General features: G+C 65.4%; 15 protein-coding genes, 1 tRNA gene and 2 pseudogenes. 11 read left to right on the top strand and 7 right to left on the bottom strand.

From position 1 onward, the window contains the following. The first annotated feature begins 41 nt into the window (after positions 1 to 41). The 4 genes from rpoC to ACVWYO_RS04405 all read left to right on the top strand — a co-directional run bounded on the left by rpoC (position 42) and on the right by ACVWYO_RS04405 (position 6,998). Positions 42 to 4,334: a DNA-directed RNA polymerase subunit beta' gene (gene rpoC, locus ACVWYO_RS04390; RefSeq protein ID WP_457348952.1), complete on the top strand. Its 4,293-nt coding sequence runs from the start codon at positions 42 to 44 to the stop codon at positions 4,332 to 4,334. Between the two features lie 194 nt (positions 4,335 to 4,528). Beyond that, positions 4,529 to 5,137: a hypothetical protein gene (locus ACVWYO_RS04395; protein ID WP_457348953.1), complete on the top strand. Its 609-nt coding sequence runs from the start codon at positions 4,529 to 4,531 to the stop codon at positions 5,135 to 5,137. After that, a complete protein-coding gene (locus tag ACVWYO_RS04400) occupies positions 5,091 to 6,023 on the top strand; it encodes an IS5 family transposase (RefSeq protein WP_457348219.1) in 933 nt (310 codons plus the stop codon). The genes ACVWYO_RS04395 and ACVWYO_RS04400 overlap by 47 nt, the downstream gene beginning before the upstream one ends. Positions 6,024 to 6,185: 162 nt before the next feature. Continuing rightward, on the top strand, positions 6,186 to 6,998 hold the full coding sequence (locus tag ACVWYO_RS04405) for a hypothetical protein (protein ID WP_457348954.1): 813 nt from the start codon (positions 6,186 to 6,188) through the stop codon (positions 6,996 to 6,998). A gap of 38 nt (positions 6,999 to 7,036) precedes the next feature. Here ACVWYO_RS04405 and ACVWYO_RS04410 read toward each other — a convergent pair whose 3' ends face one another. From ACVWYO_RS04410 to ACVWYO_RS04425, 4 genes are all read right to left on the bottom strand, one after another. After that, positions 7,037 to 8,806 (bottom strand): hypothetical protein, encoded by a 1,770-nt coding sequence (locus ACVWYO_RS04410; RefSeq protein WP_457348955.1) that lies wholly within the window; start codon positions 8,804 to 8,806, stop codon positions 7,037 to 7,039. 193 nt (positions 8,807 to 8,999) lie between these two features. Then, on the bottom strand, positions 9,000 to 10,475 hold the full coding sequence (locus ACVWYO_RS04415; RefSeq protein WP_457348956.1) for a carbohydrate porin: 1,476 nt from the start codon (positions 10,473 to 10,475) through the stop codon (positions 9,000 to 9,002). 142 nt (positions 10,476 to 10,617) lie between these two features. Then, positions 10,618 to 14,010 (bottom strand): polysaccharide deacetylase family protein, encoded by a 3,393-nt coding sequence (locus ACVWYO_RS04420; RefSeq protein ID WP_457348957.1) that lies wholly within the window; start codon positions 14,008 to 14,010, stop codon positions 10,618 to 10,620. A 196-nt stretch (positions 14,011 to 14,206) separates the two neighbouring features. Next, positions 14,207 to 14,283 (bottom strand) — tRNA-Pro (locus tag ACVWYO_RS04425). A 114-nt stretch (positions 14,284 to 14,397) separates the two neighbouring features. Between ACVWYO_RS04425 and pnuC the strand changes: the two genes are divergently transcribed. Together pnuC and ACVWYO_RS04435 are read left to right on the top strand one after the other, a co-directional pair. Continuing rightward, complete coding sequence (gene pnuC / locus ACVWYO_RS04430) at positions 14,398 to 14,970, top strand: nicotinamide riboside transporter PnuC (RefSeq protein ID WP_457348958.1); 573 nt, start codon at positions 14,398 to 14,400, stop codon at positions 14,968 to 14,970. Then, a complete protein-coding gene (locus ACVWYO_RS04435; RefSeq protein ID WP_457348959.1) occupies positions 14,967 to 15,500 on the top strand; it encodes an AAA family ATPase in 534 nt (177 codons plus the stop codon). Before pnuC ends, ACVWYO_RS04435 begins: the two co-directional genes overlap by 4 nt. Here ACVWYO_RS04435 and ACVWYO_RS04440 read toward each other — a convergent pair. Beyond that, positions 15,484 to 16,023: a peroxiredoxin gene (locus ACVWYO_RS04440; RefSeq protein ID WP_457348960.1), complete on the bottom strand. Its 540-nt coding sequence runs from the start codon at positions 16,021 to 16,023 to the stop codon at positions 15,484 to 15,486. The two genes, ACVWYO_RS04435 and ACVWYO_RS04440, sit on opposite strands and share 17 nt — an antisense overlap. A 115-nt stretch (positions 16,024 to 16,138) precedes the next feature. After that, positions 16,139 to 17,107: a CsgG/HfaB family protein gene (locus tag ACVWYO_RS04445; protein WP_457348961.1), complete on the bottom strand. Its 969-nt coding sequence runs from the start codon at positions 17,105 to 17,107 to the stop codon at positions 16,139 to 16,141. Positions 17,108 to 17,210: 103 nt separating this feature from the next. On the opposite strand from ACVWYO_RS04445, the gene lepA reads away from it, so the two are divergent. After that, a complete protein-coding gene (gene lepA, locus ACVWYO_RS04450; RefSeq protein WP_457348962.1) occupies positions 17,211 to 19,064 on the top strand; it encodes a translation elongation factor 4 in 1,854 nt (617 codons plus the stop codon). Between the two features lie 382 nt (positions 19,065 to 19,446). Here the strand turns inward: lepA and ACVWYO_RS04455 are convergent, their stop codons facing one another. Next, the gene (locus ACVWYO_RS04455; RefSeq protein ID WP_457348963.1) at positions 19,447 to 20,523 is read right to left on the bottom strand and encodes a hypothetical protein; all 1,077 of its coding nucleotides are present in this window, start codon (positions 20,521 to 20,523) and stop codon (positions 19,447 to 19,449) included. Between the two features lie 300 nt (positions 20,524 to 20,823). On the opposite strand from ACVWYO_RS04455, the pseudogene ACVWYO_RS04460 reads away from it, so the two are divergent. From ACVWYO_RS04460 to ACVWYO_RS04475, 4 genes and pseudogenes are all read left to right on the top strand, one after another. Further along, a pseudogene (locus ACVWYO_RS04460) lies at positions 20,824 to 21,561 on the top strand (IS1380 family transposase); the annotation flags it as partial. Between the two features lie 189 nt (positions 21,562 to 21,750). After that, positions 21,751 to 23,253, top strand: a complete 1,503-nt coding sequence (gene istA, locus ACVWYO_RS04465; RefSeq protein WP_457348964.1) for an IS21 family transposase — start codon at positions 21,751 to 21,753, stop codon at positions 23,251 to 23,253. 5 nt (positions 23,254 to 23,258) lie between these two features. Then, positions 23,259 to 24,095, top strand: coding sequence for an IS21-like element helper ATPase IstB (gene istB, locus ACVWYO_RS04470; protein ID WP_457354858.1), 837 nt, complete (start codon positions 23,259 to 23,261; stop codon positions 24,093 to 24,095). A 39-nt stretch (positions 24,096 to 24,134) separates the two neighbouring features. Further along, positions 24,135 to 24,815: pseudogene (locus ACVWYO_RS04475) on the top strand (transposase); the annotation flags it as partial. Between the last annotated feature and the right edge of the window lie 267 nt (positions 24,816 to 25,082).

The following is a 25,082-nucleotide window of genomic DNA, read 5'->3' on the forward strand; positions in this document are numbered from 1 at the left end:
CTAGCCCCTCCCGCAAGCGGGAGGGGAATTGGAGATTCCAAATGAACGAACTCACAAACTTCGCGAACCCGGTCGTCAAGGCCGAGACCTTCGACCAGATCCAGATCGGCATCGCCAGCCCGGACAAGATCCGCAGCTGGTCGTTCGGCGAGATCAAGAAGCCCGAAACCATCAACTATCGCACGTTCAAGCCCGAGCGTGACGGCCTGTTCTGCGCGCGCATCTTCGGTCCGATCAAGGATTACGAGTGCCTGTGCGGCAAGTACAAGCGCATGAAGTATAAGGGCATCGTCTGCGAGAAGTGCGGCGTCGAGGTCACCGTCTCGAAGGTCCGCCGCGAGCGCATGGGCCATATCGAGCTCGCTGCTCCGGTCGCGCACATCTGGTTCCTGAAGTCGCTGCCGTCGCGCATCGGCCTGCTGCTCGACATGCAGCTCAAGCAGCTCGAGCGCGTGCTGTACTTCGAGGCGTATATCGTAATCGAGCCGGGCATCACCCCGCTCGAAAAGTACCAGCTGATGACCGAGGACGAGCTCCTCGACGCGCAGGACGAGTATGGCGAAGACGCCTTCTCGGCCGGCATCGGCGCGGAAGCCGTGCGCATCATGCTGCAGGACTTGGATCTCGAGGGCGAGCGCAAGGAGCTCCTCGAGGAGCTCGCGGTCACCAAGTCCGAGCTGAAGCCCAAGAAGATCATCAAGCGCCTCAAGGTCGTCGAGAGCTTCATCGATTCGGGCAATCGCCCCGAGTGGATGATCCTCGAAGTCGTGCCGGTCATCCCGCCCGAGTTGCGCCCGCTGGTGCCGCTCGACGGTGGCCGCTTCGCAACCTCGGATCTGAACGATCTGTATCGCCGCGTGATCAACCGTAACAACCGCTTGAAGCGCCTGATGGAGCTGCGTGCGCCGGACATCATCGTCCGCAACGAAAAGCGCATGCTGCAGGAAGCTGTCGACGCGCTGTTCGACAATGGCCGCCGCGGTCGCACGATCACGGGCGCCAACAAGCGTCCGCTCAAGTCGCTGTCCGACATGCTCAAGGGCAAGCAGGGCCGCTTCCGTCAGAACCTTCTCGGCAAGCGCGTCGACTATTCGGGTCGTTCGGTCATCGTGACCGGGCCGGAACTCAAGCTGCACCAGTGCGGCCTGCCGAAGAAGATGGCGCTCGAGCTGTTCAAGCCGTTCATCTACGCCCGTCTCGATGCCAAGGGTCTCTCCATGACCCTCAAGCAGGCGAAGAAGTGGGTCGAGAAGGAGCGCAAGGAAGTCTGGGACATCCTCGACGAGGTGATCCGCGAGCATCCGGTCATGCTCAACCGTGCGCCGACGCTTCACCGTCTCGGCATCCAGGCGTTCGAGCCCGTGCTGATCGAAGGGAAGGCAATCCAGCTGCACCCGCTCGTCTGCTCGGCCTTCAACGCCGATTTCGACGGCGACCAGATGGCGGTCCACGTGCCGCTGTCGCTCGAGGCACAGCTCGAAGCGCGCGTGCTGATGATGTCGACCAACAACATCCTCTCACCCGCCAACGGCAAGCCGATCATCGTGCCGTCGCAGGACATGGTGCTGGGTCTGTATTACCTCTCGATGCTCAAGGAGAACGAGCCGGGCCAGGGCATGATGATTTCCGACATGTCGGAAGTCCATCAGGCGCTCGAAGCCGGTGCTGTCACCTTGCACACCAAGATCATCAGCCGCGTTCCGCAGACCGATGAGAAGGGCAACCAGTACCTCAAGCGCTATGAGACCACCCCGGGTCGCATGTTGCTTGGCGAGTGCCTGCCGCAATCGTCGAAGGTGCCGTTCGATACCGTCAACCGCCTCCTCACCAAGAAGGACGTGGGCGACGTGATCGACGAGGTCTATCGTCACACCGGCCAGAAGGACACGGTGCTGTTCGCCGACGCGATCATGAGCCTCGGCTTCAAGCACGCGTTCAAGGCCGGCATCTCGTTCGGCATGGACGACATGATCATTCCGGATGCCAAGATCGCTCTGGTCGACGAGACCAAGGGCCTGGTGAAGGACTTCGAGCAGCAATATCAGGACGGCCTGATCACGCAGCAGGAGAAGTACAACAAGGTGATCGACGCGTGGAGCCGTTGCGGCGACCAGGTGGCGAACGCCATGATGGACGAGATCAAGGCGGTTAAGCATTACGAGGACGGCCCCAACAAGGGTCGCGAGAAGCCGATCAACTCGATCTACATGATGGCGCACTCGGGTGCGCGTGGTTCGCAGGCGCAGATCAAGCAGCTTGCCGGCATGCGCGGCCTGATGGCCAAGCCGTCGGGCGAGATCATCGAGACGCCGATCATCTCGAACTTCAAGGAAGGTCTGACCGTCCTCGAATACTTCAACTCGACCCACGGTGCCCGTAAGGGCCTCGCGGATACGGCGTTGAAGACGGCGAACTCGGGCTACCTCACGCGTCGTCTGGTCGACGTGTCGCAGGATTGCGTGATCATGGAGCTCGACTGCGGCACGACCCGCGCGCTGGAAATGCGCGCGATCGTCCAGGGCGGCTCGACGATCGCGTCGCTCGGCGAGCGCATCCTCGGTCGCACGACCGCGGAGGACATCGTCGACAGCAAGACCGGCGAGATCGTCATCCCCTCGGGCACGCTGCTCGACGAGCCGATGATCCTGCAGATCGAGGCGATCGGCACGCAGTCGTGCAAGATCCGCTCGCCGCTCGTCTGCGAGACCAAGATCGGCGTGTGCGGCAAGTGCTACGGGCGCGATCTCGCCCGCGGTACCCCGGTCAACATCGGTGAAGCGGTCGGCGTCATCGCCGCCCAGTCGATCGGTGAGCCGGGCACGCAGCTGACGATGCGTACCTTCCACATCGGCGGTGCGGCGCAGCTCAACGAGCAGTCGAACCTCGAGGCGCTCTCGGACGGCACGATGGAATATCGCGATCTGCGCACCATCACCGACCAGCGCGGCCGTCGCGTCGTGCTGTCGCGCTCGGGCGAAGTCGCGATCATGGACATGGATGGCCGCGAGCGCGCGGTGCATCGTCTCCCCTACGGCGCCTATGTGCTGTTCGACGACGGGCACATCGTGTCGAAGGGCGATCGTCTGGCCGAGTGGGACCCGTTCACCATGCCGGTGATCACCGAGAATGGCGGCGTCGTGAAGTATGTCGATCTGATCGAGGGCAAGACGCTCACCGAGCAGGCCGACGAAGCGACCGGTATTTCGCAGCGGGTCGTGACCGAAAACCGCGGCATTGCCAGCAAGAAGGAGGATCTTCGTCCGCGCCTGACCCTCACGGGTGAAAGCGCCGAGGAATCCGGCCGGTACATGCTGGTCGCGGGCGCAACGCTCTCGGTGGAGGATGGTGCGATGGTTCAGGGCGGCGACGTCCTGGCGCGTGTCAGCCGCGAGAGCGCCAAGACGCGCGACATCACCGGCGGTCTGCCGCGTGTTGCCGAGCTGTTCGAAGCGCGCAAGCCGAAGGAAAATGCGATCATCGCGAAGGTCTCGGGTCGTGTCGTGTTCGGCAAGGACTATAAGGCCAAGCGCAAGATCGGCATTCAGCCCGAGGACGGCAGCGAGGTCGTCGAGTATCTGGTGCCCAAGTCGAAGGTCATCGACGTGCAGGAAGGCGATTACGTCAAGCGCGGCGACAACCTGATCGGCGGTTCGCCTGATCCGCACGACATTCTCGAAGTGCTCGGCATCGAGCCCTTGGCCGAATATCTCGTGTCGGAAATCCAGGAGGTCTATCGTCTCCAGGGCGTGAAGATCAACGACAAGCACATCGAGACGATCGTTCGCCAGATGCTGCAGAAGGTCGAGATCACCGACGGTGGGGACACCACCTTGCTCGCCGGCGAGCAGGTCGATCGCGACGAGATGGACGACATCAACTCGAAGATCGGCAAGAAGGAGCGTCCGGCCCAGGGCAAGCCCGTCCTGCTCGGCATCACCAAGGCGTCGCTGCAGACCCGCAGCTTCATCTCGGCGGCATCGTTCCAGGAAACGACGCGCGTGCTCACCGAAGCTTCGGTGCAGGGCAAGAAGGACACGCTCACCGGTCTCAAGGAGAACGTGATCGTGGGTCGTCTGATCCCGGCCGGCACCGGTGCGGGCATGGGTCGCCTGCGCGTCACCGCTTCGTCGCGCGATGCGGCGATGCGCGTCTCGCAGCGTCGCATGGCCGAAGTCTCGATCGTCGCGCCGAACTCGGCGAAGGAAGAGCATGACGCCGAGCTCGCCCGCTCGACGCGCGATGCTGGCGGTACCGGTGACGATGCGCTCGGCGCGGTCGTGACGAGCGGCACCGGCACCGATGCCGATGCCGGCGAGTATCTGAACAAGGAGTAATCCTCCGCGTTCGGGTTCACGGCCTGACGAAAGGATAGCCGCCGTCCGGGGAAACCCGGGCGGCGGTTTTCTTTTGGGGGGGCGCGGGGTCGGATTTCCGCCCCGGCTGGCCCTTCGGTTGCCATAAGGAATCCTTGTCCAACCACTTGCCCCCCGTGCCACGCCCGCGTTAGCTTCTTCCAAAGGGGCTTCCTATGTTCGGCAAGGTTTTGGTGTTCCTTGGAACGCTCAGTATATCGGCGATCGCGGCAGCCGCTGAACCGACGCCATCGACGTTGGCAGCAGCGTTTGGCGCACGGGTCGGAGCATCGAGTCCAGCGCTCTCGCCCGACGGCAGATTCCTCGTCTATATCGCCCCCGGCGCGGGACAGCTTACCGTCGCTATGGTGATGAACCTTGCCGACGGCACGACCACGCCGATCACCTCTGCCGATGGCAAGCCGCTCAAGTTGAATTCCTGCGGCTGGTCGGCCGCCGACCGGCTGGTCTGTCTCCTATCCGGCATCTCCACGGTCAATCACACCAAGCTGGCGTTGAGCCGTCTCGTCGCGGTTGATGCCGACGGGAAACACACCCTCCCCCTCAGCATTCAATATGGTCTGCGGCAGCAAGACGGAGAGGTGCTCGACTGGATGACGGGCGTCGACGGCACTGTGCTAATGTCCCGCGGAAATGGTGCGGTACTCGTCAATAGGCTTTGTTGCAAAACTGATGGCGGGGATTCACGCAGGGAATCGAGCGGTATAGATAGGCGTAATGCCCAAACCTGCCGCACCTGTGTATCGTACGACGAACTGGCCTGAGTATAATGCGGCGCTGAAGCGGCGTGGGTCGCTGGAAATATGGTTTGATCCGGAGATGCACTGGCTTTCGAAGCCGTGTGGTCGCCCTGGTCGCCCGATGCGGTTTTCAGACAGCGCGATAGAGCTGTGCCTGACGCTGAAGACGCTGTTCAACCTGCCTTTGCGGCAAGTGACGGGGTTGGTTTCGAGCCTGATCAAAATGGCGGGGCTGGATTGGTCGGTGCCGGATTATACGACGCTGTGCCGACGGCAGAAGACGTTGAAGGTCAACCTCGGCGGGCGGATCAGCTCGGGCGGACTGCACCTGCTGGTCGACAGCACCGGGATCAAAATGACGGGAGAAGGCGAGTGGAAGACGCGCAAACACGGACCGTCCTACCGTCGCCAGTGGCGCAAGGTGCATCTCGGGATTGATGCTGGGACGCTGGATATCCGGGCCATTGAGGTCACGACGAATGCCATTGGTGACGCACCGACGCTGCCCGTTCTCCTGGCGCAAATTCCCGGAGACGAGCGGATACTCAGCGTCGGCGGAGATGGCGCTTATGATACCAGGGACTGCCATGCCGCTATTGCCGGGCGCGGTGCCGATGCGGTCATCCCGGTCCGCCGCAACGGGCAACCATGGGCAGAAGGCGGTCCCGGCGTCGATGCACGCAATGGAGCGCTACGCGCGACAAAGCGGCTTGGTCGCGCAATCTGGAAAAAGTGGAGCGGCTATCATCGCCGCAGTCTGGTCGAGACCAAAATGCACTGCTTCAAACTCCTGGGCCAGCGCGTTGTCGCCCGCACCTTCGATCGTCAGATTACCGAGCTCAAAGTCCGTGCTGCAATTCTCAATCGGTTCTCCGAAATAGGAACGCCGGTGACCGTCCGCATCCAATAACATCTTCAAGTAAAACGTCGGTCATGCTCTCGCGTAATTATGCAACAAAGCCTCGCGCATTGAAACCGTGTGGGGGAACATTCGTTCTAGCAGTTCCAGTCCTGTAGTTCGTCAGCATCATCGCTCGACTGTGGAGCGAGCTTAGCGTCAGGGAGAAACACCATGCGTGCCACGCGCATCCCCCTCATGGCTCTTGCGACCCTTGGCGGTCTGCTCGCCGTCCCCGTCTCGGCGCAATCGACCGGCCTCGAGGACATGGTCGGCGCGCGCGCCGGTCAGGCCGAGAACGGCATTCGCGCGCGCGGCTACGAGCTGATCCGCGCCGACCGCGGCGACGACCGCAGCTACACCTATTGGTGGAGCACTGCGCGTCGCCAATGCGTGACCATTGCGACGATGGACGGCCGTTACGCCTCGGTCACGCCGACGCTGCCGCCCGATTGCGGCAAGACAGCGAGTGCCACCGCCTATCCCGCGCGCCCCGCTTATCCGCCGCCCTACCGCCCCAGCGACGACCGCCGCGGCGATAGCTATGGCGGCGCGCCGTCGGTCGACGGGCGGCAGGTGACGCTCGGGCTCGTCTGCTTCGGCGATGGCAGCCGCGACGGCCTGGCGACGGGCACCCAGTGGCAGTGGAACGCCCAGCGCGATCGCTACGAATACGGCAGCTACACCGAATCGCGCCGCGAGATGTTCGATGCGTCGCTGATGATACAGCTGTGGGACGGTGGTGGGCGGATCCGCCTGCCCAAGTCGCTGATCCCGCCGATCAACTCACGCGGCGATAGTGGCTGGTGGGATTTGTACGACGTCCAGCCGGGCCGCGACATGATCACCGCAAGCTATCGCCTCAACGGGTTGAACAAGCCGCGCGTCACGATCGATCGTCGCGCGGGGCGGATCAGCGTGCAGGGGCTGTCGAGCTACGGTTTCCGCGGTACGTGCGATCAGCTCGGCGGGCCCAACCGCTTCTAGCCGAACGCGCCGTCCCGATGCTTGGCGAGGCCTGTGCGTCAGTCGGGAACACGGCTCCACGGCGCCGTCCGTCGAACATCAAGCTTGCAGAGATTCTGCAATCCGTGGCGGCGCGCATAGTGCATCACGCGCTGCTCGTAATCGGCCGCGCGCGGGTTGGCGAAATTCCAGTCGGGCGGATTGAAGGTCGAAAAGCCGTTGATCGTCGGCACCCGCCAGCGTTCGGCCAGGAACATCGCATCGACATTGTGCGGGTACCAGCCGTCCAGCTCGGCGTTGATGAAGAGCGGCTCGTTGCGGCGGGTCGCAACCACGTAGAAACTCGCGCACCCCGGAGGCGGGGCCGGAATCGACCATAAGGCAGTGCGGTGGAGCGAACGACTAAGCTGGGCCGGAGATTCGGCGCTGAGATTTTCGATCACCAACGCCGCCAGGACACCGGCCGCCAACCACGGCTTCAATCGTGCCAGATCATGGGCCCGCTCCCGCCACATTGCGCCAACGAGCAGCAGGAACGGCAGGACCAGCCACAGCTGGTAGCGCGACACGGTGCGCAGCCCCTTCGCGCCCGGCACGAGTTCGAACACCAGCCCCCACGGCGACGCCACCCAGAATTGCAGCGTAAGCAGCCAGGCGATCATCATCGCCAGAGCGAAGGCGCGAAGCTCGGCCGAGACGGGCTCGTCTCGACCGACGCGCCGCCGAACGATGATCCGCCACGCCGCGGTCACCACGAGGATGAAGAAGATCAGCGGCAATCCCGATTCGTGCTCCCGCCCAAGCACGCGATTGGGAAGCGCCGGATCTGCCGGCAAGATCGCGCCGATCAGCGCGAACAAGGGCCTGAAGAGCCAGCCCCAAACGTAATTCCCGCGCCCCACATTGACCATGTCGATCACCGGCGTGACGAGATAGCCCAGCATGGCATGGTATGAGTCGCCGCCGGTCTCGCGCACTTTGGGAATGTAGACCGACAGGAAAGGCAGGACCGGCACGAGAAACGCCACGGCGCCACAGGCGAGCGTTCCTGCGTGGCGCCGCACGAGCGCAACCAGGGTCGCCGGGCGCCAAGCCCCGCTCGTCGCGCACCAACACACGGTGAACAGGCCCGCCGAGAAGATCGTGAACCACGCCATGTAATAGGTCGTGAGCAACCAGGCCGCCATCAATGCCCCGAGCGGCACCGTCAGCAAGCGTGCGACGCGGTGCCGCGCGTCCCGCTCGGCGCGGACGATCGCGATCGCCAGCATCATGGCGACCGGCAGCAGCGCGACACTCTGGAGCTGCGCATGGATCGCCTGAAGCGAGATGCTGCTGGCGGTGGTCCACAAAAGCGCCACGACCAACGCTGCGGGCCGCCCCCATCGCAGCGTGCGGGAGACCAGCAGATACGCCGCCACGAAACCGATCGCCTTGAAGGTCGCGATGTTCAGCGTGTCGGCCTGGAACGGGTCGGCGAACAGCCGCCAGAACGAATAGATCACGCCATACAGAAAATAGCCGTCATTATAGCCCGGCGTCCCGGTGTAGGGATGGAAATACGCCGTGGTCGTCCAGGGCTCCGCACCGCTGAGGACGTTACGCCAATGTTCGAGAATACTGATCTCGATGATGGCGTCGTCGCGTGCTCCGAAGCCGAGATCGAAGCCGCTCAGAATCGGGAAGCGGAAGAACAGCGCCATCGCCCCGAGGAAAACGAGCGTCGCCGCGACACTGCCATGGACGCTTCGCGGTTCGATCGCGCGGCTTGTACTTTCGGAATCCGCCAGATGTTCTCCAGCCGGCGTCAAATCGTCTCGTGAACGCATAAGGGTGAAAGCTCTACCGCGAAAAGAGGCGCTTTCGTCAGCGCAGATGCACGGCTGCTATAAGCGGTTCTCTCGTTCACACCATGCATGGCCGCAGACCATCCTCGTGCGCCGCAGACCGCGCCCGATCTGCGCGCCGGATCGCGGCAGGTTCATCGGCCTTCGTCGCCTGCCTCGTGCCACGCGCGCCCGCCTACAGCGTAATCGCGCCCTTCAGCCCCAGCACCACCACCTCGTCGGCGCTGCGCACGCCGCCGGGGTGGTGGATCCACTGTACGTTGGGCTGCAGCTCGAGCCACGGCAGCGGCGTCACGCTGTAATAGACCTCTGCGGCATATTCGGCGTCGCGCACCGGCGTGCCGGCGATCAGCCGGTCGGCATCCGCCGCGCGGCCGTTGACGTTGGTCCGCCCGAACGCGACCCCGAGCACGTCGCCCGGCAGCCAGGTCGCCAGCCCCTTGTAGAACACGCCGACGACCGCCTGATTGTCGGTCACCGCGGTCGCGCGGTCGGTCTGGGTGAAGTTCGCGAACACGCCGAGCCCGTCAAGCGACTTGCCGTCCTTCGACTTGCCGGTGATCTGCTGCTGCACGCTGACATAGCCGCCATAGCGCCCCGAATGCTCGAGCGGGGCGAGCCCGGTGATTGCGATCGGCCGCCGGTTGATGTCGAGATAGACGTCGTTGCCGTTGGCGGTCGTGTACCATCCGCCGACCTTGTACGATCCGACATGGCCGCCATCCCCGCCATGCGTCCACCCCGCCTCGAACGGGATCAGCACGCCCGTCGCGCCGTGCCAGCGCACGACGAAGAAGCTGTTCCTGAGGTTGAGCGGATTGACCTCATAGACGCCCGCCTGGACGTACACGCCCGGCCGCACATCGACGTGGAGGCGCGTGCCCCACTGCCCGACCGGCCAGTTCTGCCAGTAATCGCCGGCCAGATTGCCCGGCTGCGCGCCGCAGAAGGTCAGATTCTGGAAGTGGCACGAGAAGACCGCGAAATCCGACCCCGGATTGGTGCGACCGAGCTTGAGCTCGACCGAATCGCCGATCTTCTGTTCGTACCAGAGCTCGGTCACGCGCACCGTCTGCCCACGACCATAGACCTCCTGCACCTGCTGCAGCGTATTGAGCCCGGCGACGTCGGACAGATTGTCGCCGCGCCGCCAGGTGAGCGTCGCCTGCAGCGTCCCGCCCTCGAGCCCGACGAGCTTGCCCATGTCGACCTTCGCGCCGATGTCGAACTGCCCGGTCTCGGTGATCGCCTGATGCTTGCCGCCGGTCGGATTATATGCCGTCTCCGACGCATAGCGCGCCGACACGTCGACCCCGCGTTCGCCGAGCCAGGTGCGGCTGTTGCGCCAGTCGCCGAACAGGCCAGGCGGGGCAGCACTCTGCGTATCGCCGATCTGCGAACCGGGCGAGGTATCGCGCTGGTGCAGCATGTGGTTGGGCACGTAGCGCTTGGCCGCGGTCTTAGCGGCGGTGGGGGCGGCAGGCGCGTCGGTCGCGGGCGTCTTGGTATCGTTCGCGGTCGGCGCGGCGGGGGTGGTCGGCGGCGGTGCGGGCGCGCCGATATCGACCTGTTGCGCCATTGCACCCGCCGGCAGCAGCAGCGCGGCAAGCACGCCTGCCGCCGCCGTCGCATACAGTTTCCGAACGATCATCGCCTTGCCTCACACCGAACCGGTCCTGCGGGTCCGATGCAACGCAGCCGCCGCAAAGGCTAGCCGAGATCCCGCCACTGCGCGTCAATTGGCTGATTTCGCCCGGAATGTCGCGCTTATGTCACAGCCGGGTGGACGTCCCTCAGCGCGCCTGCACCCGCCCGGTCCGCACCAATTTGCCCCAGCCGACGCTGCGCCCGCGCAGCGCCTGCGTGATCGCCTTGAGCACGACATAATACATGATCTGGCGATAGCCGATCCGCTGCGGGATCAGCAGCCACAGCAAGCGCCACTGCTCGCGCCGCTCGAGCGCGAAGGCGACCGTCGCCGCGAGCAGGTCGATCGCGGTGAACACCAGCCAATAGAGCAGCATCTTGTCGACATCGTGCTGCGTCTGCGCCCAGCCATGCGCCTGCACCGCGATATAGGTCATCACGAAGCTGACGATGAGCGCCAGATCGATGATCGGCGAGATCGCCGCGAACACGATCTGGAACAGGATCGCCTGCGGCAGCCCGACGCGCGCGAGGCCCGCGGGGCGGCCGGTCGCCATGATGCTGCCATGCTTCCACAGGCATTGCAGCGTGCCGAACGCCCAGCGGAAGCGCTGCTTGGCGAGGCCCTTGATCGTCTCGGGCGACTCGGTCCAGGCGACGGCGTACTGGTCGTAGGTCACCGCCCAGCCCGCGCGCTGGATCGCGATCGTCAGATCCTGATCCTCGGCGAGCGTGTCATCGGGATAGCCGCCAACCTGCTGGATCGCCGCCAGGCGCCACGCGCCGACCGCACCCGGCACCACCGTCATCGCGTTCATCCGCGCGAGCGCGCGCCGCTCGAGATTCTGCGCGGTGATATATTCGACCGCCTGGAACTTGGTAAGCAGATTGACGCGATTGCCGACCTTGGCGTTGCCCGCGACCGCACCGATCTTCGGATCCTCGAACCAGCGCGCAAGCCGCGCGATGGTGGTCGGCTCGAACTGCGTATCGGCATCGAGCGCGATGACGATCTCGCCCGTCGCCAGTTCGAGCGCTCGGTTGAGCGCCCGCGCCTTCCCGCCATTCTCGAGCGTCAGCAGCCGCACGCGCGGATCGCCCGCGAACGCCGAGGTAACGACCTCGCTCGTATCGTCGCTCGATCCGTCGTCGATCACGATCACCTCGATCCGAACGTCGGTCGAGGCGAGCACGCCGCGCACCGCGCGTTCGATCACCAGTTCCTCGTTGAACGCCGGGATCATCACCGTGACGAAGCGGTTGGGGTCGATCGCCGGGAACACCGCCTTGCTCTCGCGCCGCGCCTGGATCAGTGCGAGCAGCGACAGGATCACCGCGCGTGCAATGCCGATGCTGATCGCAAAGAAGAAGATCCAGCCGAGCGCGATCACCCCGCCGCCGAGCACCGAGAAGATGAACAGATCGGTTTCCGCCGCGGCGCGATCCGAGGGGGACAGCGTCGGCATCGCGACCGACTTGGGAATGCCGGCGAGCGTCGACACCGGCACGAAGGTGTAGCCCTTCGCGCGCAGCTGGTCGATGATCTGCGGCAGTGCCGCGACCGTCTCCGACCGGTCGCCACCGGCGTCGTGGAGCAGCACGATGTTGCGGCTGCACTGCGGATCGGGGTTCGACGTGTCGCACTTGCCCTTGGGGTCGGTGACCTCGTCGACCGTGCCGTCGATGATGTTCTGCACCCCGGGCCGCTTCCAGTCGCCCGGATCGACGTGCAGGCCGACCGAGATATAGCCGCGGTCCTGCGCCATCAGCGCCGGGTCGATTTCGTCCGCGGTGCTCGGCTCGGCGTCCCCGAAATAGGGCGCGCGGAACAGCCGCAGCGTGTGGCCGGTGAACGCCTGGAACAGCCGCTGCGTGGTGTTGAGCTGGAAGGTCGTCTCGGACTGCGTCGCGCCCGCCAGATTGGGGTGCGTATAGGTATGGCTGCCGATCTCATGCCCTTCGGCGACCATCCGGTTAATCAGGCTGCGCTGCGTCAGCACATTCTCGCCGATCACGAAGAAGGTGCCGGGCACCTTCTTCGCCTTGAGGATGTCGAGGATTTTGGGCGTCCAGGTCGGATCGGGGCCGTCGTCGAAGGTCAGCGCGACCAGGCCCGGCCTGTAGCCGGTCCGCGCGACGACATAGGGCGACGGTAGCGTCTCGAAGCTGACATTGCCGACCGCGCCATCCTTGGTCACCTGCACGCGGCGCACGCCCTTGACCGGCACGCCGGCGATCTTGAGGATTTCGCCGCTGCCATCGATATCGACGTCGGTGCCTGCGGGAATGTTCTCGATCGCCGAGGGGGCCGGCAAGGTGCGATGCCCCCGCCCGAAGATCGACCACAGTCCGGGATCCTCCGACCCCAGGCGCCACAGCCCGATTCCGGTCAGCCCGACCTTCTGCAACCAGCGCATCTGGTTGTAGGCCGATGCCGCATCGAGCATCCACACGACATGGCGGCTGCCCGCTTCCTCGTAGGCGAAGCCGCTATTGCCGCTCTGCTTGTCGAAGGTCGGCATCGCGCTCGATTCGCGCGCGGCCTCCCACGCTTCGTCGATCGCGAGCGGTTCGCCGGTGCCGTCGTGCCAATTATAGCCGTAATTGCCGATCGCGACGACGATCTTGTCGCGCGGCACGTTGCGCACCGCGCGCGAGACCGATTGCTCGAACCAGCTTTGCGACGCGATCGGGCCGGCCTCGCCGCTGATTTCATGCTGGTCGTACGCCATCAGGACGACGCGATCGACGATCTTGGCGAATGCGGCGATGTTCCAGCCGGCCTCGCCGCCGGCTTCGTCTTCCGCCGCGCCCACCGGCACGGCGATGCCGATCACCCAGTTCCGCTTGGCGAAGCGCGCCCGCGTCTCGCGCAGGAACGCCTGATAATCGAGCTGCCCCTTGGGCGACAGTTCCTCGAAATCGAAGAACGCGCCCCCTGCCCCGTTCGCCGCGAGCCACGGCTCGAGCGTATCGAGGAATTTCTTGCGCAGCTTGGGGTCGCGCAGCAGCGCTTCCATGCCGGCGGCATCCCATTTGCCGTCGATCGCATTCTGGATCATCGGCAGGATCAGCGGACGCGGGCTGGCGCGGTTGATGATCTCGCGGCCGGCCGTGTCGCGGAACACCGTGATGTGATGGTTCGCGCCCGAGACCGAAACCCAGCCCGGCACCAGCCAGTCGAGCTCGCCGATATGGCGCCGCAGCGACGCGGTCGAGCTTTCGTCCCACGGCACGTGGAAGGCGATCGCGAGCGGCTGATCGACCCCGACGCCGCGCGCGGGTGCACCGAGCAGACGCGCATAGCCGCTCAGGCCATGCCGCGCGCGGCGTAGCAACGGCTCGTGCGGCGGCGGCAATTTGGTGAAGGCGGCGTGTTCGGCCTCGACCGGCAGCAAGGGCGCGCGCGGCACCGCGCCGATCGAAATGGCGAGCGCCGCCACCGCCATCACCACCAGCAGGACAAAGGCGACGACCGCCATCGCGAACCGCCGGCGCCGCCGTCCCGATGCATCGTAGAAAACGGGAGCGCGGCTCATGCGGTCGGTGTCCTCAGGTAGAATAGATTAGGCTCGCATCGGTGCTTTGGCATGGCGCAATTGCGACGCCAAGGTGACAATCGCTTCACATGGCGGAACACAGGTTGCGACAGCACCAAAATCGCCGAGGCCACCGGCCCGCGATGGCGGTATCGGCCGGAGTCATGCTCACGGCAATTCGGGGCTAATGCTGCAATGGTCGGGGCGATAGGATTCGAACCTACGACCCCTGGACCCCGAGACCAGTGCGCTACCAGACTGCGCCACGCCCCGACACATTGCAGGGCGCAGCGCGTAGCCCCCCGTCTCGCGACTATCAAGCGGAAAATCGCCTTGGCCGCGCGCAATGCTCGACGCTGGCGCAATCGCGCTGCTAGGCGGGAGGGTATGACCACCCTCGAAATCCTGGCGTTCGGGCTCGGGCTCGCCAATGTCACGCTGGTCGTGCTGCGCAGCATCTGGAACTATGTGTTCGGGCTGGCGATGGTCGCGCTCTATGCGGTGATCTTCGTCGATGCGAAGCTCTACAGCGATGCGCTGCTGCAGCTGTTCTTCTTCGTCGTGCAGATTTACGGCTGGTGGAACTGGGCGCACGTAAAGGCGCAAACCGGCGAGGTTGCGGTCGGCACCTTGCCGAACAGCGAGCGCATCGTGTGGCTCGTGACCGCCGCGGTGGGCAGCGCGGGCTGGGGCTATGCGATGTTCCGCTTCACCGATGCGTCGTTTCCTTGGCTCGATGCGACGCTCGCGATCGTCAGCGTCGTCGCGCAGATCCTGCAGTCGCGCCGCAAGCTCGAGAGTTGGTGGCTGTGGATCGCGGTCGATATCGGCTCGATCGCTTTGTATGCCGCCAAGGGATTGAAGCTGACGATGCTGCTCTACACGATCTTCCTCGTGCTCGCACTCTGGGGGCTGATCGACTGGCGTCGCGTCGCGCGGCGGGCGGCGGTCGCCGCATGAGCACGATCTGTTTGCACGGGCCCGAAAGCACCGGCAAATCAACGCTGATCCCGCAGCTGGCGGCGCATTTCGCCACGATCTTCGTGCCCGAATATGGCCGCACCTTCGCCGAGACGCACGGGACCGACTTCACGATGGCCGATCTGGTCGAGATCGCACAGCAGCACGATGCCCAGACGCGCGCTGCGTTGGCGATGGGCGCGGACCCGCTGTTGCTCGATACCGATCCGTTGATGACCGCGGTGTGGGCCGACATGCTGTTCGGTCGCCGCGATCCGTGGTTCGACGCGTGGCACGGCACCGCCGACCTGTATCTGCTGCTCGATATCGATCTGCCGTGGATCGACGACGGCACGCGCCTGTTCGGGAGCGCGACCGAACGCCAGCGCTTCTTCGATCTGTCGCGCGCTGAGCTCGATCGGCGCGGCCTGGCCTATGCGATCGTCGGCGGCCAGGGCCCCGCGCGCCTCGCCGCTGCACTGGCAGCGATCGAGGCGGCGGGTTTGGGTTGGATCAGCCCTTCGCCTTGAGCGCCTTCACCGCGGCGAGCGTCCCGGTGATGTGCCCGGCGGGCTGCATCTCCGACAGGACGTAGGCGATCTTGCCGTTCTTCCCGATCACGTACGAGGTGCGGTTGGTCCAGCCGGCCTTCTGCGGCAGCGCGACGTCATAGCCCGAGATCGTCGCCGGGGTCGCAAGACCGACCGGGAACTTGTCGCGGCATTCGACCGAGGAGAATTCCTTGATCCGCTCGGCATTGCCCGCGGTCAGGCCGATCAGCGTCGCACCCTGCTTGGTGAAATCGTCGGCGGCTTCGGCGAAGGCATGCGCCTCGGCGGTGCAGCCCGAGGTGAAGGCGGCGGGGAAGAAGTAGAGCACGACCGGCCCCTTCTTGAGCGCTGCGGCGAGCGAGAAGGGATGCGTCTTGCCGCCGAGCGCGGCGTCGGTCGAGAAGTTCGGTGCGGTATCGCCGACCTTGAGCGCGGCGCTGGCAGGCGCGGCGACGAGGAAGGCGGCGGTGGCAGCGGCGATAAGCGGAACAGCGAACTTCATGGCATCGTCTCCTGGGATAGTGCCACATCCTACCGCGCCGCTTGGCGCACCGCCAGCACGATCACCACCCAGCCGTCACCCCGGGACGAGCCCGGGGTGACGGAGAGGGTGAACTCTAGCGCGAAGGCGCGAGCTTGGTGTTGAGCACCCAGCCGACATTGTCATTCTCGTCGGCGACTTCCCACCACATGCCGTTCTTGTTGCCGGTGGGATAGACGATCGCGCCGGGCGGCAGCGACCGCACCACCTTGCCCGCGGCGCTCGCCGCGCTGCGCATCGCGACCGGGCCTTGCGTCGTGAAGGTCTTGGCGGGCGATGCCTCGGCGGTGCTGGTATCGCCGGGTTTGGTGTAGCCGAGTTCGGTGACGAGCTTGCTGTACGCCTGGATGAAGGCGAGCGTCACGATCCGCCCGATATCGGTATTGTCGTACCCGCCGCCGACCACGCCGCCGCCGGCAAAACCGCCGAACACCCCGCCGCCGCCGCCGAAGCTCAGGCTGTTCTTGGCGGCATAGCCGTCCTCGGTCGCCAGCGTCTCGGTGGTGCGGACGTTGGTGATCGACAGCACGACATTGGCTTCCATCTTGCGGCTGCGCACCCCGCCGACGAGCCCGCCGATCGGCCCGCCGAGCAGCCCGCCGATCCCCGCCGCGACGCCGCTGCCGCTCGCGTTGCTGTTCGCGCCCTGGACTTCGGCCTGGAGCACGTAATCCGCCGCCTTGATCTGCCCCTGCCCGACATTGGCGCCGCGCTGCAGCCCGAGATCGCCACCGATGTCGCGCTCGCGCTGCGCCGCCTGCAGCCCGCTGCCGCGATCGACGAGGTTGAAGCAGCCCGAGCGCGCGACCAGCACCTTGAGCAGCTTCTGCGGCGGCGCCAGATTGTACTGCGTCCAGCCGCGCGAATCGTCGCCATCGACGATCGAGATCGTGCCGTGCTTGCGCGCGCAGCGCGGCACGTCGTTCATCGTCGCTTCCTGCAACTTCTGCGTGCCCGACGGCTTGGCCAGGCGCTGCGCCCCCACCTGCATCGGTACGCCCGCCAACACCGCCGCAATCGCCACTCCGGCCAAGACTTTTGCCATATTACCCCCGTAAAGATTCGTTACGCAGCCAATATCGGATTCACGCCAGACGGCATAGGCGTATTGCGGCCCCATCGACGGGCTTTGTGCGCGGGCGCGTGCGATGCTATGGGCCGCCTTTCCTTTCCGCAGCACTTATCCGGGCGAATTCGTGACCCCTCTCCACACCATCCGCAATTTCTCGATCATCGCGCATATCGATCATGGCAAGTCGACGCTCGCCGATCGCCTGATCCAGGCGACGGGCGGCCTCACCGACCGCGAAATGTCCGAGCAAGTCCTTGATAACATGGACATCGAGAAAGAACGCGGGATCACCATCAAGGCGCAAACCGTACGCCTGCGCTACACTGCGCACGACGGCGTCGACTATACGCTCAATTTGATGGACACGCCGGGCCATGTCGACTTCGCCTATGAAGTCAGCCGGAGTCTGGCCGCGTGCGAAGGCGCGCTGCTCGTCGTCGATGCCGCGCAAGGCGTCGAGGCGCAGACGCTCGCCAACGTCTATCAGTCGATCGAGCACGATCACGAGATCATCCCGGTCATCAACAAGATCGATCTCCCCGCCGCCGACGTCGACAAGGTCAAGGCCGAGATCGAGGAAGTGATCGGCCTCGACGCGAGCCAGGCCGTGCTTACCAGCGCCAAGGCCGGGATCGGCATCGCCGAAGTGCTCGAGGCGATCGTCACGCGCATCCCGCCGCCCAAGGGCGATGCCGATGCGCCCTTGAAGGCGATGCTCGTCGACAGCTGGTACGACCCGTATCTCGGCGTCGTCATCCTCGTGCGCGTGGTCGCGGGCGTCCTGAAAAAGGGCCAGCAGATCAAGTTCATGCAGGCCGGCACGCTCCACCTGGTCGACCGCGTCGGCTGCTTCCGGCCCAAGATCGAGCAGTTGACCGATCTCGGCCCGGGCGAAATCGGCTTCATCACCGCGCAGATCAAGGAAGTCGCGCAGACGCGCGTCGGCGACACGATCACCGACGCCAAGCGCCCTGCCCTGGAGGCACTGCCGGGCTTCAAGGAAGTCCAGCCGGTGGTGTTCTGCGGCCTGTTCCCGGTCGACGCCGCCGATTTCGAGAAACTGCGCGAGAGCATCTCCAAGCTGCGCCTCAACGACGCGAGCTTCTCGTTCGAGATGGAAACCAGCGCGGCCTTGGGCTTCGGCTTCCGCTGCGGTTTCCTGGGGCTCCTCCACCTCGAAATCATCCAGGAGCGCCTGACGCGCGAATACGACCTCGACCTCATCACCACCGCGCCGTCGGTGGTCTATGACATCGAGCTGACGCATGGCGGCGGGACGATCGAGCTCCACAACCCCGCCGACATGCCCGATCCCAACAAGATCCTGAGCATTTCCGAGCCGTGGATCCAGGCCGTCATCTACGTCCCCGACGAATATCTCGGCAGCGTGTTGAAGCTCTGCCAGGACCGCCGCGGGATCCAGAAGGATCTCACCTATGTCGGCGGCCGCGCGCAGGCGACCTACGAGCTGCCGCTCAACGAAGTCGTGTTCGATTTCTACGACCGGCTGAAGTCGCTGTCGAAGGGCTATGCCAGCTTCGACTATACGCAGATCGGCAAGCGCGAGGGCGACCTCGTCAAGATGAGCATCCTCGTCAACGAGGAGCCGGTCGACGCGCTGTCGATGATCGTCCACCGCGGCACCGCCGAGACGCGCGGGCGCGGCATGGTCGAGCGGCTCAAGGACCTCATCCCGCGGCATCTGTTCAAGATCCCGATCCAGGCGGCGATCGGCGGCAAGGTGATCGCACGCGAGACGATCAGCGCGATGCGCAAGGACGTCACGGCGAAATGCTATGGCGGCGATGCTTCGCGCAAGCGCAAGCTGCTCGACAAGCAGAAGAAGGGCAAGTTGAAGATGCGCGAGTACGGGAGCGTGAGCATCCCGCAGGAGGCGTTCATTGCGGCGCTGAGGATGGGGGAAGAGTGAGGCCCGAGCCTAACGCCCCGATTGCGCAGCAATCGGGTCGTTAGACGAGGATCAGCCGAACTCCGGCCGGCGGCGCTAGCAGCGCCGTCCGACGACGCGGCTTTGCCGCGGCGCGCTCCACACCCCGCCCTCCCCCCAACAGTCACCCCGCGCCCGTCCCGGGGTCCACCGGGATGCACACGCTGCCATCGAGGCGCGCGCGGCACGGTAGACCCCGGCACAAGGCCGGGGTGACAAAGGGAGGACACGCCCCCCCCCAAAAAGAACCGTCACCCCGGGCCCGTCCCGGGGCCCACCGCACCGCACACGCTGCCATCGCGGCGCGAGCGGCACGGTGGGCCCCGGCACAAGGCCGGGGTGACGACAGGGGAAGCAAGCCCCCTCACCCACCCTTCCGCCGCCGCCTCGGCCGCTTGACCGCCGCCACCCCATCCCCCGCCACGCCCGCCCCCGGATCCCCCGCCACCGCATCGACGATCGCCCGCGACGGCGCTCGCCCATTGGCCAGCTCGGAAACCCACAGCGGCAGATCCCCGCCATGCTCGCTCCAATGCGGCTCGAACGGATCGATCCCCTCGACGAGCGCGTCCTCCTCGCACGCGGCCGACGGCAGCAGCGTCCCGCGATACTCCGACCCACCCTGCGGCACGCGCAAGAACGCCACGTCGGGGTCGTCCTCGGCAGCCTCGGCCGCCGCCTCACCGCCCTGTTCCTGCGCCGCCACCGCCGCCCGCCGCCGCGCGGCAAGGCACTCGAGCGCCGCCATCACCGCATCGTGCGCCTGCGCATCGAGCGTGACCCCGGCAAACCCCTCGAGCGACGCCGCCAGCGCATCGCCGCGCGCCGCCACCGCCGCGAGATCAGGCGTCCCCGCGACGGTGGTGCGCATCGTCGTAGTCGTCGCCTCGGCAACCGCACCCGCTTCGGCGCCCCCACCGGCACTGGCGCCAGCGGTCGCACCCGCGCTCGCCCCAATCCCAACGCCGCCACCACCGCCCGCGCTCGCGCCCGCCGTCGCGCGCGTGCTGACATAGTTGATCGTCGTGCAGCGCCCCTCGGCGTCCTGGCCATAGTGGCGCAGGCAGAACATCAGCAGCGCATCGTTGCGCTTGCGGCGGTAGCCGATCACCTTGCCAGCGGCGATGACGGGGACGAGCTCGCCCTCGATCGCGCGCTCGAACGCGATGTCCTTCAATCGCTGCACGCCATAGTCGAGCGCCGCATCCCAGGCGCGGCGGAACTCCTCGGCGCCGGGCGCGCGGCGCAGCGTATAGGCGTTGGCCTGCGCCATGTTGCACATCGCCGCGGCGCGGGAGACGCTGCCGGTATCGGCGAGCGCCTCGATGAACACCTTTTGCCGCTCGGGCGTCCAGCCGTCATGGCGATATTTGCGGGGGACGGGGGTGAACTCGGGAAGAGCCGGTCGCGCCTCGCGCGCGACGGGGGTGCGGTTCTGCATGACAGTGCCTCCGGTTGCGGGTGGTGCGCGGAGGGTAGGCAGATTCGGGGCGTGTAGGACAGCGTTTTGTTTATGTTTTGTTCTAGTACTTCAATACTTGTTTTAGGCTAAGGCCAACCGTCTATGTGTCACAGCGCCGCTATCGAACGCGGACGTTTTTTCATCAATTTGGAACTAACCCGGATTATTCATCGGGAGCCCAAATCGGTGGTGGCGATCGTGGTCTAAGTCTCTGGTTTGGAGTAGAGAAAGGGTGCTTACGCCATCCCTCTGCTCCAGACAGAAAGTGCCACGACCGCCATGGCTGACGATAGCGGGTTCTCCTTTACCTTCCCAGCCATTCGTGGTCGAAAAATCACCGCCGCGTTCGACGGCGGTCGGCTGACGTCGGACGGCGGCGTGCTACTGCTCGCACAGGCCGAGCGGCGGTTGGGGATCGCGGATCGGCTCGCCGCCTGCATCGCTGATCCGCGCGATCAGGGTCGGGTGATCCACCGGGTCGCCGACATCTTGCGCGCCCGCATGCTGGCGATCTCGTGTGGGTATGAAGACGCCGACGATCTCGACACCCTGCGGCATGATCCAGGGTTCAAGCTGGCGCTCGGCAAACTGCCGGGTGATCCGTTCGGGCTGGCCAGCCAGCCGACGATGAGCCGGTGGGAGAACGCGCCGACTACGCGCGAGTTGATCCGTCTGACCGGCACGCTGGTCGACCTCTATTGCGCGAGCTACCCCGTGCCGCCTGCGGCGGTGACGCTCGACATCGACGATACCGTCGACGTCGTACACGGCGCGCAGCAGCTCTCCTTCTGGAACGGGCACTACGGCGAGCGTTGCTTCCTGCCGATCCATGTCTACGACACCGCTACCGGGCGGCCGGTTGCGATGCTGCTGCGCACCGGCAAAACGCCGTCGGGCAAGGAAGTCGCCGGCCATGTTCGCCGGCTCGTGCGACGTATCCGTCGCCACTGGCCCGATACCCGGATCACGCTGCGCGGCGATGGTCATTACGGTCGGCCAGAGCCGATGGCCTGGTGTGCGGCGCGGCGATCAGGATGAGCAAAGCGCGACAAACAGGATGAGGATCGCGAGGGGCTGCGGCGGCGCAGGGCGTAGCCCGGAGCCGACGTAGCCCCTCGCGATGGCGCGTTCCTGATGGGGCGTTGCCGCTGATGATCACGGTCGGTCGGGTATTCCCGGCTTCCTCGCTCGCAGGGGAAGCCGCAGATGCCCGGTCGCCACATCAACGATCATCAGATGAGGCTCTATATGAAGTTCCGACACAGTGACGGCGTCGCGACCGCGGCTGCCAAGGCCGGGTTCAGCACGGCGAGCGGATATCGGATCGCTGGCGATCCGCGGCTGCCCTCGCAAAAGGAGGCTGTTCGGGGACGACGCCGTCCCGATCCTCTGGCCGATATCTTCGACGCCGAGGTCGTGCCGCTGCTTCGTGAAGCACCCGGCCTGCGCTCGGTCGCGGTATTCGAGGAGATGCTGCGACGCCATCCCGATCTTGGCACCGGGGTCCGGCGTACGCTCGAACGACGGATCCGCGACTGGCGGGCGCTTCATGGCGAGGAGCAGGAGGTCATCTTCCGCCAGACCCACGAACCAGGCCGGATGGGACTGTCGGACTTCACCGATATGGCCGATCTCGCGGTTACGGTCGCCGGCGTTCCCCTCGATCACCGGCTCTATCACTTTCGTCTCGTCTGGTCGGGGTTCGAGCATGCCCATGTGATCCTCGGCGGCGAGAGCTATGCCGCACTGGCCCAAGGACTGCAGAACGCGCTGTGGGCGCTCGGCGGCAGCCCGCTCGATCATCGCACCGACAGCTTGTCGGCTGCGTTCCGCAACCTCGATGCCGACGCCCGGTCCGATCTGACCCGTCGCTATGATGCGCTGTGCGAGCATTACGGCATGACGCCGAGCCGCAACAACCGCGGCGTCGCGCACGAGAACGGATCGGTCGAGAGCGCGCACGGACATCTCAAGAAGACGATCCGCGACGCACTGCTGATGCGCGGCAGCGCCGCGTTCGACGACTTGGCCGCCTATCGGCGGTTCATCGACGAGGTGATCGCGGCCAAGAACCGCCGGGCGGCAGCACGGATCGATGCCGAGCGCGTCCACCTCAAGCTGCTACCCGACCGGCGAACCAGCGATTACGAAGAGGTGATCGTCACCGTCACCTCAAGCAGCGGCTTCACGTTGCGCAAGGTGTTCTACACCGTTCCCTCGCGGCTGATCGGGCACCGCCTGCGCGTCCGGCTCTATGACGATCTGCTCGACGTCTTCCTTGGCGCGACCAGGCTGATGACGCTTCTGCGCGGCAGGTCAGTCGGGAACGGTAAGCACGGTCACGTGGTCGACTATCGGCACGTGATCCACTCGCTGCGGCGTAAGCCGATGGCGCTCATCGGCATCGTCTACCGCGAGCAGCTGTTCCCGCGCGAGGCGTATCGGCGGATGTTCGACCGGCTCCTCGAGCAACTGCCCGACCGCATCGCCTGTCGCACGATGGTCGAGCTGCTCGCGCTTGCGCACGAGCGAGCCTGCGAGGCAGAGCTCGCCGACATCCTCGCAACCGATCTCGATGCTGGTCGGTTGCCGGACATGGCGGCGCTGCGCCGACGCTTCGCGCCGGATCCCGCAACACTCCCCGAGGTCGTCGTCACGCTGGCACCGCTCAGCACATACGATATCCTGCTGAACGGAGTGGCGGCATGACCAACATGACCCAACCGATCGACGCGCAGCGTCTGACGCTCATCCTCAATGACCTGCGTCTTCCCGCGATCAAGCACCACTGGCCCGCGATGGCCGCGCGCTCGGACAAGGAGGGCTGGCCCGCTGCCCGCTTCCTGGCCGCGCTCGCAGAGCACGAGATCGCCGAACGCGATCGACGCCGCATCGAGCGGCACCTTGGCGAGGCCAAGCTCCCACCGGGCAAAACGCTCGACAGCTTCGCGTTCGATGCCGTGCCGATGATCTCGCGTGCCCAGGTCATGGCGATCTGCGCGGGCGACGGCTGGCTCGAACAGGGCGCCAACCTCATCCTGTTCGGCCCGCCGGGCGGCGGCAAGAGTCACCTGGCTGCCGCGATCGGCCTGGCGCTCATCGAGAATGGCTGGCGCGTGCTCTTCACCCGGACCTCAGATCTCGTCCAGCGCCTCCAGGTCGCGCGTCGCGAGCTGACGCTGGAGGCCGCCATCGCCAAGCTCGATAAATACCATCTGCTGATCCTCGACGACATGGCCTACGTCACCAAGGACCAGGCTGAGACCTCGGTCCTCTTCGAACTCATCAGCGCGCGCTACGAACAACGCTCGATGCTCATCACCGCCAATCAGCCGTTCGGCGAATGGAACCGGATCTTCCCCGATCCCGCCATGACACTCGCGGCCGTCGACCGCCTTGTCCACCACGCAACCATCTTCGAGATGAACGTCGAAAGCTACCGGCGTCGTACCGCCGTCCAGCGACGTACCGGTGCTGGCAGACCGCCGACCTACGCGACAATCAAGACGGTCGAGCAATCGACGCCCAGCGACAATCAAAGCACCACATAAATCTTGCCAGCGACAAACAGACGCGCCATCCCTGTCGCGCCGCGACAATCAGTTCTCATCCTGATTGACGCGCTTCTCAACCAGATCGTCGCGCTACACTGGTGCGAGGCGAACGGCATCGACTACATCTTCGGGCTGCCCGGCAACCGCACGCTCCACGCCGATCCCGTCATCGTCCGGGAAGGCGATGCCTGCGCGACCGACCGGGCATTGCAGGGACTGGTCGAACTACGGCGTTACGCAGAGACGCGCTACGCTGCGAAAACCTGGGGGAATACCGAACGTCGCGTCGTTGCTCGCATCGAGGCGAGCAGCCTCGGCCTCGACATCCGCCTCGTTGTCACCTCGCTTGCCGAGGGCAGCGCTGAACGGATCTATGACACGCTCTACTGCGCTCGCGGCCAGGCGGAAAACCTGATCAAGCTGCATAAAACGCAGCTGAAGAGCGACCGAACCTCCTGCTGCTCGGCCAACGCCAATCAGATGCGGCTCATCCTTCACACCGCCGCCTACTGGCTGATGTGGGCCGTGCGGCACGCTATGCCCGCAACCGCCACGCTCCGCACCGCCGAGTTCGCGACCATCCGCCTGCGGCTGCTCAAGGTCGCCGCGCGCGTCGTCGAAACCGCCAGCCGCATCCGCATCGCCTTCGCCAGCGCATACCCCGATGCCGCACTGTTCCGATCCATCGCGCTCAATCTGCGCACCGCGGGCCCATGATCGATGCGGCAGTGGCCGCCTAACGAACCCCGCCCATCAACTCCGCCCCAACCTGTGAAACCGCGATGAGACAGGCGCTTCGGACCCATGCGCCCTGCCTGCGGCTATACGACGCCTGCGCTAACCCATCGGCTGAGAAACGCTGCCGGTGAATAGATCAGGCTAACTCAATGCAACAGTGGCATTAATCGGCGGCAAGGCCTAGCTTTTCGCTCAAACGGTGGGGGGACACATAGTGGCACTGGATCTGAGCAAGCTGAAGGCAGG

The organism is Sphingomonas sp. UYP23 (assembly GCF_054059235.1).

Excerpts from the sequence above, each read along its gene's own strand:
- rpoC (WP_457348952.1), top strand. The coding sequence starts at position 42 with ATGAACGAACTCACAAACTTCGCGAACCCGGTCGTCAAGGCCGAGACC.
- ACVWYO_RS04395 (WP_457348953.1), top strand. The coding sequence starts at position 4,529 with ATGTTCGGCAAGGTTTTGGTGTTCCTTGGAACGCTCAGTATATCGGCG.
- ACVWYO_RS04400 (WP_457348219.1), top strand. The coding sequence starts at position 5,091 with ATGCCCAAACCTGCCGCACCTGTGTATCGTACGACGAACTGGCCTGAG.
- ACVWYO_RS04405 (WP_457348954.1), top strand. The coding sequence starts at position 6,186 with ATGCGTGCCACGCGCATCCCCCTCATGGCTCTTGCGACCCTTGGCGGT.
- ACVWYO_RS04410 (WP_457348955.1), bottom strand. The coding sequence starts at position 8,806 with ATGCGTTCACGAGACGATTTGACGCCGGCTGGAGAACATCTGGCGGAT.
- ACVWYO_RS04415 (WP_457348956.1), bottom strand. The coding sequence starts at position 10,475 with ATGATCGTTCGGAAACTGTATGCGACGGCGGCGGCAGGCGTGCTTGCC.
- ACVWYO_RS04420 (WP_457348957.1), bottom strand. The coding sequence starts at position 14,010 with ATGAGCCGCGCTCCCGTTTTCTACGATGCATCGGGACGGCGGCGCCGG.
- pnuC (WP_457348958.1), top strand. The coding sequence starts at position 14,398 with ATGACCACCCTCGAAATCCTGGCGTTCGGGCTCGGGCTCGCCAATGTC.
- ACVWYO_RS04435 (WP_457348959.1), top strand. The coding sequence starts at position 14,967 with ATGAGCACGATCTGTTTGCACGGGCCCGAAAGCACCGGCAAATCAACG.
- ACVWYO_RS04440 (WP_457348960.1), bottom strand. The coding sequence starts at position 16,023 with ATGAAGTTCGCTGTTCCGCTTATCGCCGCTGCCACCGCCGCCTTCCTC.
- ACVWYO_RS04445 (WP_457348961.1), bottom strand. The coding sequence starts at position 17,107 with ATGGCAAAAGTCTTGGCCGGAGTGGCGATTGCGGCGGTGTTGGCGGGC.
- lepA (WP_457348962.1), top strand. The coding sequence starts at position 17,211 with ATGCTATGGGCCGCCTTTCCTTTCCGCAGCACTTATCCGGGCGAATTC.
- ACVWYO_RS04455 (WP_457348963.1), bottom strand. The coding sequence starts at position 20,523 with ATGCAGAACCGCACCCCCGTCGCGCGCGAGGCGCGACCGGCTCTTCCC.
- istA (WP_457348964.1), top strand. The coding sequence starts at position 21,751 with ATGCCCGGTCGCCACATCAACGATCATCAGATGAGGCTCTATATGAAG.
- istB (WP_457354858.1), top strand. The coding sequence starts at position 23,259 with ATGACCCAACCGATCGACGCGCAGCGTCTGACGCTCATCCTCAATGAC.